Annotated in this window: 12 protein-coding genes; 11 read left to right on the top strand and 1 reads right to left on the bottom strand. The window is 70.3% G+C overall.

Features of this window, described 5'->3' with window-relative positions:
• Nucleotides 1-98: 98 nt before the first annotated feature.
• Nucleotides 99-1,439, bottom strand: a complete 1,341-nt coding sequence (murA, locus tag GA0115259_RS05885) for a UDP-N-acetylglucosamine 1-carboxyvinyltransferase (RefSeq protein ID WP_066953870.1) — start codon at nt 1,437-1,439, stop codon at nt 99-101.
• A 264-nt stretch (nt 1,440-1,703) separates the two neighbouring features.
• Here murA and GA0115259_RS05880 point away from each other — a divergent pair, with 264 nt between their 5' ends.
• The 11 genes from GA0115259_RS05880 to GA0115259_RS05830 form a co-directional block, all read left to right on the top strand.
• On the top strand, nt 1,704-2,264 hold the full coding sequence (locus tag GA0115259_RS05880) for a YqgE/AlgH family protein (RefSeq protein ID WP_093591856.1): 561 nt from the start codon (nt 1,704-1,706) through the stop codon (nt 2,262-2,264).
• A 123-nt stretch (nt 2,265-2,387) separates the two neighbouring features.
• Nucleotides 2,388-2,687, top strand: coding sequence for a DUF3039 domain-containing protein (locus GA0115259_RS05875; protein WP_066953876.1), 300 nt, complete (start codon nt 2,388-2,390; stop codon nt 2,685-2,687).
• Between the two features lie 227 nt (nt 2,688-2,914).
• The gene (locus tag GA0115259_RS05870) at nt 2,915-4,252 is read left to right on the top strand and encodes an extracellular solute-binding protein (protein WP_093591853.1); all 1,338 of its coding nucleotides are present in this window, start codon (nt 2,915-2,917) and stop codon (nt 4,250-4,252) included.
• Between the two features lie 5 nt (nt 4,253-4,257).
• On the top strand, nt 4,258-5,211 hold the full coding sequence (locus tag GA0115259_RS05865) for a carbohydrate ABC transporter permease (protein WP_237539793.1): 954 nt from the start codon (nt 4,258-4,260) through the stop codon (nt 5,209-5,211).
• Nucleotides 5,208-6,047 (top strand): carbohydrate ABC transporter permease, encoded by an 840-nt coding sequence (locus GA0115259_RS05860; protein ID WP_093591850.1) that lies wholly within the window; start codon nt 5,208-5,210, stop codon nt 6,045-6,047. Before GA0115259_RS05865 ends, GA0115259_RS05860 begins: the two co-directional genes overlap by 4 nt.
• 11 nt (nt 6,048-6,058) lie before the next feature.
• Nucleotides 6,059-7,768: a beta-N-acetylhexosaminidase gene (locus GA0115259_RS05855; RefSeq protein WP_176732445.1), complete on the top strand. Its 1,710-nt coding sequence runs from the start codon at nt 6,059-6,061 to the stop codon at nt 7,766-7,768.
• Nucleotides 7,769-8,057: 289 nt separating this feature from the next.
• Nucleotides 8,058-8,954 (top strand): FAD binding domain-containing protein, encoded by an 897-nt coding sequence (locus tag GA0115259_RS05850; protein ID WP_093591846.1) that lies wholly within the window; start codon nt 8,058-8,060, stop codon nt 8,952-8,954.
• The gene (locus GA0115259_RS05845) at nt 8,951-10,288 is read left to right on the top strand and encodes a (2Fe-2S)-binding protein (protein WP_370747410.1); all 1,338 of its coding nucleotides are present in this window, start codon (nt 8,951-8,953) and stop codon (nt 10,286-10,288) included. The genes GA0115259_RS05850 and GA0115259_RS05845 overlap by 4 nt, the downstream gene beginning before the upstream one ends.
• The gene (locus GA0115259_RS05840; protein WP_093591842.1) at nt 10,285-12,594 is read left to right on the top strand and encodes a xanthine dehydrogenase family protein molybdopterin-binding subunit; all 2,310 of its coding nucleotides are present in this window, start codon (nt 10,285-10,287) and stop codon (nt 12,592-12,594) included. Before GA0115259_RS05845 ends, GA0115259_RS05840 begins: the two co-directional genes overlap by 4 nt.
• Nucleotides 12,595-12,707: 113 nt before the next feature.
• The gene (locus GA0115259_RS05835) at nt 12,708-13,238 is read left to right on the top strand and encodes a hypothetical protein (protein WP_093591839.1); all 531 of its coding nucleotides are present in this window, start codon (nt 12,708-12,710) and stop codon (nt 13,236-13,238) included.
• Between the two features lie 90 nt (nt 13,239-13,328).
• Nucleotides 13,329-14,486 (top strand): WXG100 family type VII secretion target (locus tag GA0115259_RS05830; protein ID WP_093591836.1); only part of this gene is annotated, 1,158 nt, incomplete at its 3' end.

Here is a 14,486-nt window from a genome sequence, read left to right as displayed (position 1 = left end):
TGCCACCCGGACCGGGTGGCCGCCCCTGGGTGTGCCGGACTTCTTCCCGCCGGGCCGGATCCGGTCCAGCCGGTCCGGTCCGGCCGGATCCGGCGAGGTCAGACGAGCGCGCCGCCCGGCAGCTCGACCTTCGCGCCCAGCTCCACCAGCTTCTCCATGAAGTTCTCGTAGCCGCGGTTGATCAGATCGATGCCGTGCACCCGGGAGGTGCCCTGGGCCGCCAGGGCCGCGATCAGATACGAGAAGCCGCCGCGCAGGTCGGGGATGACCAGATCGGCGCCCTGGAGCCGGGTGGGCCCTGAGACGACCGCGGAGTGCAGGAAGTTGCGCTGGCCGAAGCGGCAGTCGGAGCCGCCCAGGCACTCGCGGTAGAGCTGGATGTGCGCGCCCATCTGGTTGAGCGCGGAGGTGAAGCCGAGCCTCGACTCGTACACCGTCTCGTGGACGATGGAGAGACCGGAGGCCTGCGTCAGGGCCACCACCAGCGGCTGCTGCCAGTCGGTCTGGAAGCCGGGATGCACATCCGTCTCCAGCGCGATCGCGTTGAGCGAGCCGCCCGGATGCCAGAAGCGGATGCCCTCGTCGTCGATCTCGAAGGCGCCGCCGACCTTGCGGTAGGTGTTGAGGAAGGTCATCATCGACCGCTGCTGTGCGCCGCGTACGAAGATGTTGCCCTCGGTGGCCAGCGCCGCCGACGCCCAGGAGGCCGCCTCCAGACGGTCCGGGATGGCCCGGTGCGTATAGCCGTCGAGCCGGTCGACACCGGTGATCCGGATCGTCCGGTCGGTGTCCATCGAGATGATCGCGCCCATCTTCTGGAGCACACAGATCAGATCCTCGATCTCCGGCTCCACCGCGGCGTTCGACAGCTCCGTGACGCCCTCGGCCAGCACGGCCGTCAGCAGCACCTGCTCCGTCGAGCCGACCGACGGATAGGGCAGCCGGATCTTCGTACCGCGCAGCCGCTGCGGCGCCTCCAGATACTGGCCGTCCGCGCGCTTCTCGATCGTCGCGCCGAACCGGCGCAGTACGTCGAAGTGGAAGTCGATCGGCCGGCCGCCGATGTCACAGCCGCCGAGACCCGGGATGAAGGCATGGCCGAGCCGGTGCAGCAGCGGACCGCAGAAGAGGATCGGAATACGCGACGAACCCGCGTGGGCGTCGATGTCGGCGACATTGGCGCTCTCGACATGCGTCGGATCGAGGATCAGCTCGCCCGGTTCGTCGCCGGGACGCACGGTCACTCCGTGGAGCTGCAGCAGTCCGCGCACCACCCGTACATCGCGGATGTCCGGCACATTGCGCAGCCGGCTCGGGCCACTGCCGAGCAGTGCGGCGACCATCGCCTTCGGCACCAGGTTCTTCGCGCCTCGGACCCGGATCTCGCCCTCCAGCGGAGTTCCGCCGTGGACAAGCATTACATCGTCTGTGCCGGTCATGAATCTCGCGTTCCGGAGTGGGCGGGCAGGTGGCCAAGGAAAAGGGTAAGGGGCCGGGCCCCCTGTGCCGTAAGGCCCGGGACAGAGCCGGTGCGGAATGGAATCAGGTACGACACATACCGTTCCCTTTCCCTCGCGGACGGTCACCGGCCGCGCCCTTTCCCGGCCGTGCGCTCCCGCTGCCGCCGTGCGCCCTGAGCTGCGCGCACGCGGACCGCGCCGGGCATACCCCGTGGAGCGCGAAGATGCGGGATCATGTGTCGCATGACCGAGGTGTCCTCGCTCACAGGGCGGCTGCTCGTCGCGACACCCGCCCTCACCGACCCGAATTTCGACCGCGCGGTGGTCCTCCTGCTCGATCACGACGAGGAGGGCTCACTCGGCGTGGTCCTCAACAGGCCGACGCCGGTGGACGTCGGAGACATTCTGGAGCCCTGGGGCGAGTTGGCGGGCGAGCCCGGTGTGGTCTTCCAGGGCGGTCCGGTCTCGCTCGACTCGGCGCTCGGACTCGCCGTCATCCCGGGCGACGACGGACCGCTGGGCTGGCGCCGGGTGTACGGCGCGATCGGCCTGGTCGATCTGGAGACTCCGCCGGAGCTGGTCGCGCGGGCGCTCGGCTCGCTGCGGATCTTCGCCGGCTACGCGGGCTGGGGCCCGGGCCAGTTGGAGGCCGAACTGCGTGAAGGCGCCTGGTACGTCGTGGAGTCGGAGCCCGGCGATGTGTCGTCGCCGCGTCCCGAGCGGCTCTGGCGGGCGGTGCTGCGACGGCAGCGCAGTGAGCTGGCCATGGTCGCGACATACCCGGACGATCCCTCCCTCAACTGACTCTTCGTAAGGGCACCGGCCGAGGTGCGGTCGGCGTGTCGGCGCGATGTGTGAGCGTACGGATGCGGAGTGCATGGACCCGGAGCCTCCGACAGCGGCCCTTCGTGGGTACCCTTGGCTCCCATGAGCACTCTTGAGCCCGAGCGCGGGGCAGGTACGGGCACCCTCGTGGAGCCGACACCACAGGTGTCGCACGGCGACGGCGACCACGAGCGCTTCGCCCACTACGTCCAGAAGGACAAGATCATGGCGAGTGCCCTCGACGGCACTCCGGTGGTCGCACTGTGCGGAAAGGTCTGGGTACCGGGGCGCGACCCCAAGAAGTATCCGGTCTGTCCGATGTGCAAGGAGATCTACGAGTCCATGGGTCCCGGCGGGGACAAGGACAAGGGCAAGGGCGGTAAGGACAAGAGCAAGAAGTAGCGGCTGGTCCTCCGTCGCCGACGGCCCCCGGGAAGCGCACCTGTGTGCGTCCCGGGGGCCGTCGTGCGTTTCCGGCCGTCGCCGCCGCTGTTTCGCGGCCGTGTCCGCTGCAACGAAATGGTTGAGACCACTTGTCGGCGTGATCCAGCCATGCCTAGTCTCCTGCCTGTTGTGCAGCACGAAACGTACGTTGCGCATGCTGCAACGCCAACTCGTAGGGACCCCGGATGAAGCTTTCTGCCCGTACAGCCGCCCGTACAGTGGCCACAGGTGCTCGCACAGTTGCCGCGATTGCGGCTCTCGCGCTGGCCGGCCTCACCGCCACCGCCTGCGCGCCGCAGACCTCCGACACCAGCGCGACCAAGGACGAGAAGAGCGGCACCCTGCGCGTCTGGCTCTTCCAGGAGGTCAGCAACAAGCCCAAGGAGCAGGTCGTCGACGCGGCCGTCGCCGCCTTCGGCAAGGAGCACAAGGACACGAAGGTCGAGATCGAGTACATCCCGGTCGAGACCCGCGCCCAGCGCATCAAGGCCGCGTTCAACGACCCGAAGAGCGCGCCCGATCTGGTCGAGTACGGGAACACCGACACGGCCGGATATGTGAAGGACGGCGGACTCGCCGATGTCACCGCGGAGTTCAACGCCTGGGACGAGGCCAAGGACACCGATCCGACGGCCAGGCGGTCCGTCACGGTGGACGGCAAGATCTACGGCGCGCCGCTCTTCGTCGGTGTCCGCGCGCTCTACTACCGCACCGATGTCTTCAAGGAGTTGGGGATCGAGGTCCCGGACTCCCAGGCCGAGCTGATCTCCACGGCCAGGAAGATCCACAAGGCGAAGCCCGAGCTGTACGGGCTCGCGGTCGGCGGCGCGTACACCTACGGCGCCATGCCGTTCCTCTGGGCGAACGGCGGTGAACTCGCCGAGGAGAGCGGCGGTACGTACAAGGCCGCGGTCAACAGCCCGGCCGCCCGCAAGGGCATCGCGGCGTACACCTCCCTCTTCGGCGACGACAACTGTCCGGCCGCCAAGTGCGCCTCGATGGGCGGCAACGCGACGGTGACGGCCTTCGCCTCGGGCCAGGCCGCGATGGCGATAGGCGGTGACTTCAGTCACGCGGCCGTCGAGGCGGGCTCGGTGAAGGGCAAGTACGCGGTCGTGCCGCTGCCCGGTGTCACGGCGGGCTCGGTCGCTCCGGCGTTCGCGGGCGGCAACAACATCGGTGTCCTCAAGAGCAGTTCGCACCGGACGCTCGCGGTGGATCTGCTGAAGTCGCTCACCGGAAAGGACACGCAGGCCAAGCTGTTCGACGCGATGGGCTTCCTGCCGACGTACACGGATGTGCTGGCGGACTCGGCGAAGAAGGAGCCGTTCGTCGAGCCCTTCGTGAAGACACTGGGCGCGGGCGCCAAGTTCGTTCCCGCGTCGCCGGGCTGGGCCCAGATCGACTCCTCGCTCGTCCTGCCGACCATGTTCCAGGAGATCGTCAGCGGCCGTAAGGACATCGCCACGGCGTCCGACGAGGCCGCGAAGAAGATGGACGCGGCCTTCGCGTCCGCGAGCTGAGCGCGATGACGAACCGCACCGACGGCCCGGCGGCGCTCATAGCCGCCGGCCGTAAGGGCTCACGGCCGGGCCCCCGGCGCGCGGGCGAGGGAGGCTGGACGCCCTGGCTGTATCTCGCGCCCGCCCTTGTCGTCCTCGGCGGGCTGCTGGTCTACCCGATCTACCAGCTCGGCCTGATCTCCTTTCTGGAGTACACCCAGGCCCAGGTCAGCGGTGGTGAACCCACCACCTTCAAGGGCTTCGGCAACTACGCGGAGCTCTTCGGCGACAGCCAGTTCTGGCAGGTGCTGCTGGCGACGGTGGTCTTCGCCGCCGCGTGCGTCCTCGCCACGCTCGCGGTCGGGTGCGCGCTCGCCGTGCTGCTGACCCGGGTCCGGGCCGTGCCCCGGCTCGCGCTGATGCTCGCCGCCCTCGGCGCCTGGGCCACTCCGGCGATCACCGGCTCCACGGTCTGGGTCTTTCTCTTCGACCCGGACTACGGCCCGGTCAACCGGCTGCTGGGGCTCGGTGACTTCTCCTGGACGTACGGCCGTTACAGCGCCTTCACGCTCGTGCTGCTCGAAGTTGTCTGGTGCTCCTTCCCGTTCGTGATGGTGACCGTCTACGCGGGCATCAAGGCGATCCCGGGCGAGGTGCTGGAGGCGGCCTCCCTCGACGGCGCCTCGCAGTGGCGTATCTGGCGGTCCGTCACCGCGCCGATGCTGCGGCCGATCCTGCTGGTCGTCACCATTCAGTCGATCATCTGGGACTTCAAGGTCTTCACCCAGATCTATGTGATGACCAACGGCGGTGGAATCGCCGGCCAGAATCTCGTGCTCAATGTGTACGCCTATCAGAAGGCCTTCGCCTCCTCGCAGTACAGCCTGGGCTCGGCGATCGGTGTGGTCATGCTGCTGATTCTGCTGGCGGTCACACTCGGCTATCTGCGACTGATCCGGCGCCGGGGAGAAGAACTGTGAACCTGCTCCGTATTCGCCGTCCCTGGCGGCTGGCCGCCGAGGCATCGGCCCTTGTCACCGCCGTGATCGTGGCCTTTCCGCTGTACTGGATGGTCCTCTCGGCGGTCAAACCGGCGGGCGAGATCCAGTCCACCGAGGCCCGTCCCTGGACGCTCTCGCCGTCGCTCGACTCCTTCCGCCGCGTCTTCGAACAGCAGGAATTCGGGCGGTACTTCCTCAACAGCCTGGCGGTCGCGGGCACGGTCGTGATCGTCTCCGCGCTGATCGCGTTTCTGGCGGCCACGGCGGTGACCCGCTTCCGCTTCCGATTCCGTACGACGCTGCTGATCATGTTCCTCGTCGCGCAGATGGTGCCGGTCGAGGCGCTGACCATCCCGCTGTTCTTCCTGATGCGGGACGCGGGGCTGCTCAATACGCTCGGCTCGCTCGTCCTGCCGCATCTCGCCTTCTCACTGCCGTTCGCGGTGTGGATGCTGCGGGGATTCGTCAAGGCGGTGCCCGAAGCGCTGGAGGAGGCCGCGTACATCGACGGCGCGAGCCGCACACGGTTCCTGTGGCAGATCCTTTTTCCGCTGGTCTTCCCCGGGCTTGTGGCGACGAGCGTCTTCTCCTTCATCTCGACCTGGAACGACTTCCTCTTCGCCAAGTCCTTCATCATCAGCGACACCTCCCAGTCGACGCTTCCCATGGCGCTGCTGGTCTTCTTCAAACCGGACGAGAACGACTGGGGCGGCATCATGGCCGCGTCCACCGTGATGACCATTCCGGTGCTGGTTTTCTTCGTACTCGTACAGCGGCGCCTGGTCTCCGGACTCGGCGGCGCCGTCAAGGATTGAGGACGCACACGATGGATCCGATCCCGAGCCTGATCCCGAGTCCCCGGCGGACCGCTCCCGCACCGCCGGGGGCCGGTCCTCTCCCGCTCGACGGCCGGACGGTGATCGAGGCGGCGCCCGGTACGGAGGGCACGGCCCGCTGGCTCCGTACGGCCGTGGGCGCCGCCACCGGACTGCCGCTTCCCGACGGCCCCCGCTCCGGCGGCTCAGGGCGCTCAGGCCGCTCCGGCAACGGCAGCCGGATCGTCCTCGGTGTCAGCCCTGATATCGCACGGGAGTCGGGCCCCGAGGGCTACCGGATCGCCGTCGACACGGAGGCGGTCCGTATCGACGGCGGCGGGCCGGCCGGTGTCTTCTGGGCAGCGCAGACCCTCCGTCAACTCCTCGGCCCCGACGCCTACCGCGCCGCGCCCATCGCTCCCGGGCGCGCGTGGACCGTACCGCCGACCGTCATCGAGGACGCGCCCCGCTTCGCCTGGCGAGGCCTGATGCTCGATGTGTCACGGCACTTCATGCCCAAGGACGGCGTCCTGCGCTATCTGGACCTGCTCGCCGCCCACAAGCTGAATGTCTTCCACTTCCATCTCACCGACGACCAGGGCTGGCGTGTGGAGATCAAGCGCCATCCACGGCTCACCGAGGCCGGCGCCTGGCGCTCGCGCACCAAATGGGGCCACCGCGCCTCGGAGTTGTGGGACGAGAAGCCGCACGGCGGTTACTACACCCAGGACGACATCCGCGAGATCGTCGCGTACGCCGCCGAGCGGCATATCACCGTCGTCCCCGAGATCGATATCCCGGGCCATTCGCAGGCGGCCATCGCCGCGTATCCGGAACTCGGCAACACCGATGTCATCGACACGACCTCCCTCGCCGTCTGGGACACCTGGGGCATTACCGCAAACGTACTCGCCCCCACTGACAACACCCTCCGCTTCTACGAGGGCGTCTTCGAGGAACTCCTCGATCTCTTCCCGCTGTCCTCGTCGCCGTTCTCGCCGTTCATCCACATCGGCGGCGACGAGTGCCTCAAGGACCAGTGGCGGCGCTCCCCGGCCGCCCGGGCCCGGATGCGGGAGCAGGGACTGGCCGACGAGGACGAGCTCCAGTCCTGGATCGTCCGGCACTTCGACCGCTGGCTCGCCGACCGCGGTCGGCGGCTGATCGGCTGGGACGAGATCCTGGAGGGCGGGACGACGGACACGGGCCTGACGCCGGGCGCCGCCGTGTCGTCGTGGCGCGGATACGCGGGCGGGATCGCCGCCGCCAAGGCGGGCCACGATGTGGTCATGTGTCCCGAGCAGCAGGTCTATCTGGACCACCGTCAGGCGGCGGGCGAGGACGAGCCGATGCCCATCGGATATGTCCGCACCCTGGAGGACGTCTACCGGTTCGAGCCCGTACCGCCGCAGCTCACCGCGGCGGAGGCGGCCCATGTGCTCGGCGCCCAGGCCAATGTCTGGACCGAGGTGATGCAGGACCGCTCACGTGTCGACTACCAGATCTTCCCGCGGCTGGCCGCCTTCGCCGAGGCGGTATGGTCCTCGCTCCCGGCGCCCATGGAGCGGGATTACGCCGATTTCGAACGGCGGATGGCCGGGCATTACCGGCGCCTTGACGCACTCGGAGTCGAATACCGCCCGCCCGGCGGCCCGTTGCCGTGGCAGCGCCGTCCCGGTGTGCTCGGACGCCCGATCGAGGGGTCGCCGCCAAACGTGTGAGCACGGACGGCACCCGGGCGTCCCGAGCCCTCGCCCCTGGGATCGTGGCCGTGCGTGTGGCCGTACGTGGGATAAGTCGTACAAGGAACGCCGAAGAGTGGCATTCCGTATGTGACGGCGAAGAGGTGTGAAACCGGACCTTCCCCCTGGTGAGGGACGGATCAGCCCTTCGCGGACCCTCGCGTCGGCGGGCCCGGAAGATGTGCCAGAGTTGCCACGTCCGGGCTGTGAGCACGTACGGTACGGCAACACAGGCGGGACACCGGGACACCGGAAAGGGGTAGCCGGGTTGACCACGCACGCACCGCAGACCGCGCAGTCCGTGACGCTGCCGTCCTCGCTCGACGAGGCCGTGGCGGCGCTCACGGAGATGCCCGCCGCCGTGCCCGTCGCGGGTGGCACCGATCTGATGGCGGCCGTCAACAAGGGCCAGCTCAGGCCCGCGGGCCTCGTCGGCCTCGGCCGGATCAGCGAGCTGCGCGGCTGGCATTACCAGGACGGTCATGCCCTGCTCGGTGCCGGTCTGACACACGCCCGGATGGGCAGGCCCGACTTCGCGGCCCTCATCCCCGCGCTCGCCGCGTCCTCGCGCGCGGCGGGCCCGCCGCAGATCCGTAACGCGGGCACGCTCGGCGGCAATATCGCCACCGCGGCCCCGACCGGCGACTCCCTGCCCGTACTGGCCGCCCTGGAGGCGGACCTCGTGGTCGCGGGCCCGGGCGGCGCGCGCCGTGAGATCCCCATCTCGCATCTGCTGGCGGGCCGGGAGATGCTGGCGCCCGCCGAGCTGATCGGCTTCGTACGGGTGCCTCTGCTGCACGCTCCTCAGGTCTTTCTGAAGGCGACCGGACGGACCGGTCCCGGCCGGGCCACCGCGTCGGTCACCGTCGTGCTCGATCCGGCGCGGCGCGGGGTGCGCTGCGCGGTCGGCGCGATCGCGCCGATGCCGCTGCGCCCGCTGGAGGCCGAGCGCTGGATCGGCTCGCTGATCGACTGGGACGGCGCGCGCGGGCTCACCCAGGAGGCGCTCGCCGCCTTCGGCGAGTACGTCGCCGCCGCGTGCATCCCGGATCCGGCGCCACCGGCCGACGGCGGAGAGGCGCCGCAGGTGTCGCCCGCCGTGCAGCATCTGCGGCGTACGGTCGCCACGCTGGCCCGACGAGCACTGGGGAGGGCGCTGTCGTGACCACCAACGAGAATTCCGGCAACGCCGGCAACGCCGCTGCTGACGGCGGGATCGCGCGTGGGCCGGGCGGCTGGCAGCCGGTCCCGCAGGGCGGCGAGTACGACGGCGAGTCGACCGCGTTCGTACAGCTCCCTCCGGAGGACGGCCAGGACGCGCCGCTGGCCGCGCCCGGACACGGATACGTACCGCCCCAGATCACGCCGCTGACGCCCGCGGAGGACACGGGAGGCGGCGTACGGTGGCCGGACCCGCGGCAGGACGGCGGAGGGCAGTTCCAGGCGTCGTACGGGCAGGGCGGCGGCTACGACCCGGGGCTGACCGGACAGTGGAACTTCACCGGGAACGGCGCGGGCGCCGGGGAGGGCGGCGGAGCCCCCGCCGAGTCCGTAGGCTCCTCCGAGCTGACCGGCCAGTGGACGATTCCGGTCGCGAATGGTGATCTTCCGGATGAATCGGGCGAGTTCAGTACCTCGATGCTGGCCGCCCAGTGGGGCGGCGGCAGCCCGCCGGCGACTCTGCCGGGCGGCGCGGCGGCCCCGTGGGCGACCGAACAGGCCGACGCTCAGGGCGTGCCGCTCCCGAACGAGCAGCTTGTGTCCGCCGAGGGACATGACCCGTCGGCCCACGATCCGGGTATCGAGGCCGAGCACGAGCACGTAATGCCGCCCGAGCCGGAGGCCCTGCCGGAACCGGAGCCCGAGCCCGAGCCGGTACCTGAGCCGCTGACCAGCAGCAGCGACAGCGCCGAACACCCGGCGGGCTCCTACGTCCTGCGCGTCAACGGCGCCGACCGTCCCGTCACCGACGCCTGGATCGGCGAGTCGCTCCTGTACGTGCTGCGCGAGCGCCTCGGCCTCGCGGGCGCCAAGGACGGCTGCTCCCAGGGCGAGTGCGGCGCCTGCAACGTCCAGGTCGACGGCAGGCTCGTCGCCTCCTGTCTCGTACCCGCCGCCACCGCTGCCGGATCCGAGGTCCGTACGGTCGAGGGACTCGCCGCGGACGGCGAGCCCTCCGATGTCCAGCGGGCGCTCGCCAAGTGCGGCGCGGTGCAGTGCGGTTTCTGTATCCCCGGCATGGCCATGACCGTCCACGATCTGCTGGAGGGCAATCACTCCCCCAGCGAACTGGAGACCCGCCAGGCGCTCTGCGGCAATCTCTGCCGCTGCTCCGGTTACCGCGGCGTGCTCGACGCGGTGAACGAAGTCGTCGCCGAACGGACCGCGAGCGCGGAGGCCGCAGCCCTGGCCTCCGAAGAAGCCCGCATCCCGCACCAGGCACCCCCAGGGGCCGGCAGCGCCCAGCCCCCGCACTCGCCCGACGGAGGCATGGCGTGAGCAACGACGCGGCCACCGGGGCCCAGGCGCTCGACGCTCCTCAGCAGGAGCCTCCGGCGCACGGCCTCGGAGCATCCCTCTCCCCGGCCGACGCGCGCGCGAAGACCGAGGGCACGTTCCCGTACGCCGCCGACCTATGGGCCGAGGGCCTGCTGTGGGCGGCGATCCTGCGCTCTCCGCACCCGCACGCGCGTATCGTCTCGGTCGACACCGCCGCCGCGGCCGAGATGCCGGGCGTACGGGCCGTCGTCACCCATGAGGACGTCCTCGGGGACTCCGCGTACGGCCGCCGTGTCGTCGACCGTCCCGTCTTCGCCTCGGACGTCGTACGCCACCACGGCGAGGCGATCGCCGCGGTCGCCGCCGACCATCCCGACACGGCGCGCCTCGCCGCCGCCGCGATCGCCGTCGAGTACGAGGTGCTCGATCCGGTCACCGATCCGGAGAAGGCCTTCGCCGCAGAGCCGCTGCACCCGGACGGCAATCTGATCCGCCATATCCCGCTGCGCTACGGCGACCCGGAGATCACCGGCGAGGTGGTCGTGGAAGGGCTGTACCGCATCGGCCGCCAGGATCCGGCGCCGATCGGCGCGGAGGCGGGCCTCGCCGTACCGAGACCCGACGGCGGCGTCGAGATCTACACGGCCTCCACCGATCCGCACACCGACCGCGATCTGGCCGCCGCCTGCTTCGGTCTGGATCCGGAACGGGTGAAGGTCGTCGTCACCGGTGTGCCCGGCGCCACCGGCGACCGCGAGGACCCGGGCTTCCAGATCCCGCTGGGCCTGCTGGCGCTGCGTACCGGCTGCCCGGTCAAACTCGCCGCGACCCGCGAGGAGTCCTTCCTCGGCCACGCCCACCGCCATCCGACGCTGCTGCGCTACCGCCACCACGCGGACGCCGAGGGCCGGCTGGTCAAGGTCGAGGCCCAGATCCTGCTGGACGCGGGCGCGTACGCGGACTCCTCGTCCGAGTCGCTCGCGGCGGCGGTGGCCTTCGCCTGCGGCCCGTATGTCGTACCGCACGCGTTCATCGAGGGCTGGGCCGTACGCACCAACAACCCGCCGTCGGGCCATGTCCGCGGCGAGGGCGCGATGCAGGTCTGTGCCGCGTACGAGGGCCAGATGGACAAACTGGCCGCCAAGCTGGGCATTGATCCGGCCGAGCTGCGGATGCGCAATGTCCTCGCCACCGGCGACATCCTGCCCACCGGACAGACCGTGACCTGCCCGGCCCCGGTGGCCGAACTGCTGGGTGCCGTACGGGACTTCCCGCTGCCCGCGCTGCCCAAGGACACTCCGGAGGCGGCCTGGCTGCTGCCCGGCGGCCCGGAGGGCGCGGGCGAGCCGGGCGCGGTGCGGCGCGGAGTGGGCTATGCCCTGGGCATGGTCCATATGCTCGGCGCCGAGGGCGCGGACGAGGTCTCCACGGCCACCGTCAAGGTCCATGACGGCGTGGCCACGGTGATCTGCGCGGCCGTCGAGACCGGACAGGGCTTCTCCACGCTCGCCCGGCAGATCGTCCAGGAGACGCTGGGCATCGAGGAGGTCCATGTCGCGTCCGTCGACACGGACCAGCCTCCGGCGGGCCCGGCCGCCCACGGCCGCCACACCTGGGTCTCGGGCGGCGCGGTCGAGCGGGCGGCGAAGATGGTCCGTACGCAGCTCCTCCAGCCGCTGGCCCACAAGTTCGGCATGTCCACCGAGCTGCTCCAGATCACCGACGGCAAGATCACCTCGTACGACGGTGTGCTCTCCACCACGGTCACGGAGGCGATGGACGGCAAGGAGCTCTGGGCGACGGCGCAGTGCCGTCCGCATCCCACCGAGCCTCTGGACGAGTCGGGCCAGGGCGACGCCTTCGTGGGACTGGCCTTCTGCGCGGTCCGCGCGGTCGTGGACGTCGACATCGAGCTGGGCTCGATCCGGGTGGTCGAGATGGCCGTGGCCCAGGACGTCGGACGGGTGCTCAATCCGGCGCAGTTGGCGACCCGTATCGAGGCCGGCGTCACCCAGGGCATCGGTACGGCCCTGACGGAGAACCTCCGTACCAACCGCGGTCTGGTCCGCCGTCCCGACCTCACCGGCTACGCGCTTCCGACGTCCCTGGACGCACCGGACATTCGCATCGTGAAACTCGTGGAAGAACGCGACGTCGTGGCGCCCTTCGGCGCCAAACCGGCCAGCGCGGCGCCGGTGGTCACCTCCCCGGCCGCGGTGGCCTCAGCGGTGCGCGCCGCGACGGGCCGCCCGGTCAGCCGTCTGCCGATCCGCCCGCAGGCGGCGGTCGCGGTTCCCAACGCGTAGTGCCGTAATCCGCGTTGCAGCTGCAAGGCCGGGATGCGTACTGTCGTAAGCGCTCGCTACAGTGATCTCCGTAGTGTGCTGGACGGGCAGACGGGGCGACGGGGGAGACGTCGATGGCGGAGGACGACGGGACGGGACGGCCGGTGTATCCGGGGCTGCCCGTGGAGAGTGCGGCGAGCGGTGGCGGAGGCGGGTCCGCGGACCTGAATGTCGACGCGTCGGAGCTGATCAAGTTCAAGAACCGGGTGGACGGGCTGCTGACCAAGCTCGACGAGTCATCGGCGGCGCCGACGGAGATGGCGGGCGGACGGGTCGACAGGGCGGACCTCGGCACGGGCTTCGGCGAGGCCGACGAGCTGTACGGGGTCTATCGCAGGGTGCACAGCGAGCTCCAGAATCTCTCCAAGGGCCTGGCCGGCCAGATCGAGGCGCTGGGCATCGCCGTTGACGGCTCCCGTAAGGGGTACGACAACATCGACGACGAGATCAAGCTGCGTATGCAGCGCATCAGCCAGGACGCGCAGCGCGATTGGGACCGGCGCGAACAGGAACGGCGCGAGGAGCGGGAGCGGACCGCGGACAGCCAGTCCACGGACGTCCGGCCCGGGGACAGCGGCGGCGATTCGTCGGGTGTCACGGCCTGACACGTAGCGGTCGGCCGCCGTGGCGTCAGAAGTGCGCGAGACGGGGCGCGCGGGGACAACGGGGAACACGGGGAAAGAAGGACCGGAGTCATGCTTGAGAACAGCGGGGGCGGGGGATCGCCCGCGGGAACCACCACCAACTTCGAGGCGCACACGCATCAGGAACTGCGGGACATGATCGCCGCCGCGAACCCTGACACGCTCAAGAGCCACGCCGATCTGCTGTCCGAAGCATCGACGGCCATCAGCGAGATCGGCGAGGACCTCAGGACCTACATCAGCTCGGTGGACTGGCGGGGCGAGGCAGGCCTGGCGTTCGAGGAATGGGGCGACCAGACCTGGAAGGCCACGCTGCTGCTGGCGGACTTCAGCGCGGTGGGCGCGACCTGGATGGGCGACGCGGCCCAGACACTGAGGGAGGTCAAGGCCAGTCTCCCGCCGGTGGACGCGTCGGCACAGAGCAACCTGGAAGCGGCCCTGGAGTTCCGCAACGACCCGGACTCCCGGACGATCGCCTCGGAGTCGAGGGCCAAACTCAACGAGGACCACGCGGAAGCCGTTCAGCAGATGAACAAGCTCGCGCAGTCGTACTCGCTGTCGTCGTTCGTGATCGGGGCACAGGAACCGCCGGTGTTTCCGCCGCCGCCGGGGACGTTCGTGCCGGACGGACGCTACGGCGGCACCAGCGAGGGCGTCGCCTGGTCCAGCGGGTACACCGGAGGGAGCAGCGGCACGTCCGACGGCACGGTCTCATCGGCTCGATACGCGGAGACCGAGAGCCGTGGATCGACAACTCCGGGCGTGAACCCGGAGGTCCGGACGTATCAGCCGTCGCCGACGCGGGACCTTCCCGTGGCCATGGAGATCGATGGCGTGGCCACGCTGCCCACGACTCAGCTTCCGTCGGCCGGCACACCGAATCCGCTTCCTCCGACAGGCCGCCCCGACAGTACGGTCATGCCCCCGGTCGGAGTGATTCCGCCCGCGTTCGGCGGCTCTCCGTCACCGGCGCCCGGCGGAGGCCGGGCCGGCGGTGTCCGCCCGCCCTCGCTCTCCGGGCAGTCGCCGCTCGCCGGTTACTCCGGCGCGCGGATGCCGCGGGACAGCGGCATCGTCGGCGGCCGTCCCGTACCGCCGCACGCTTCCGGCCGTCCCACGGGCGGGATCCCGCGTGGCACGGTCGTGGGCGGTGAGGCGATGCACGGCCGTCCGCCGATGGGCGGCGCGACCGGTGGCGCGATGGGCGGT

Source organism: Streptomyces sp. MnatMP-M17 (assembly GCF_900091995.1).
Classification (GTDB): Bacteria; Actinomycetota; Actinomycetes; order Streptomycetales; family Streptomycetaceae; genus Streptomyces.
This window is presented reverse-complemented; position numbering and strand designations above follow the sequence as displayed.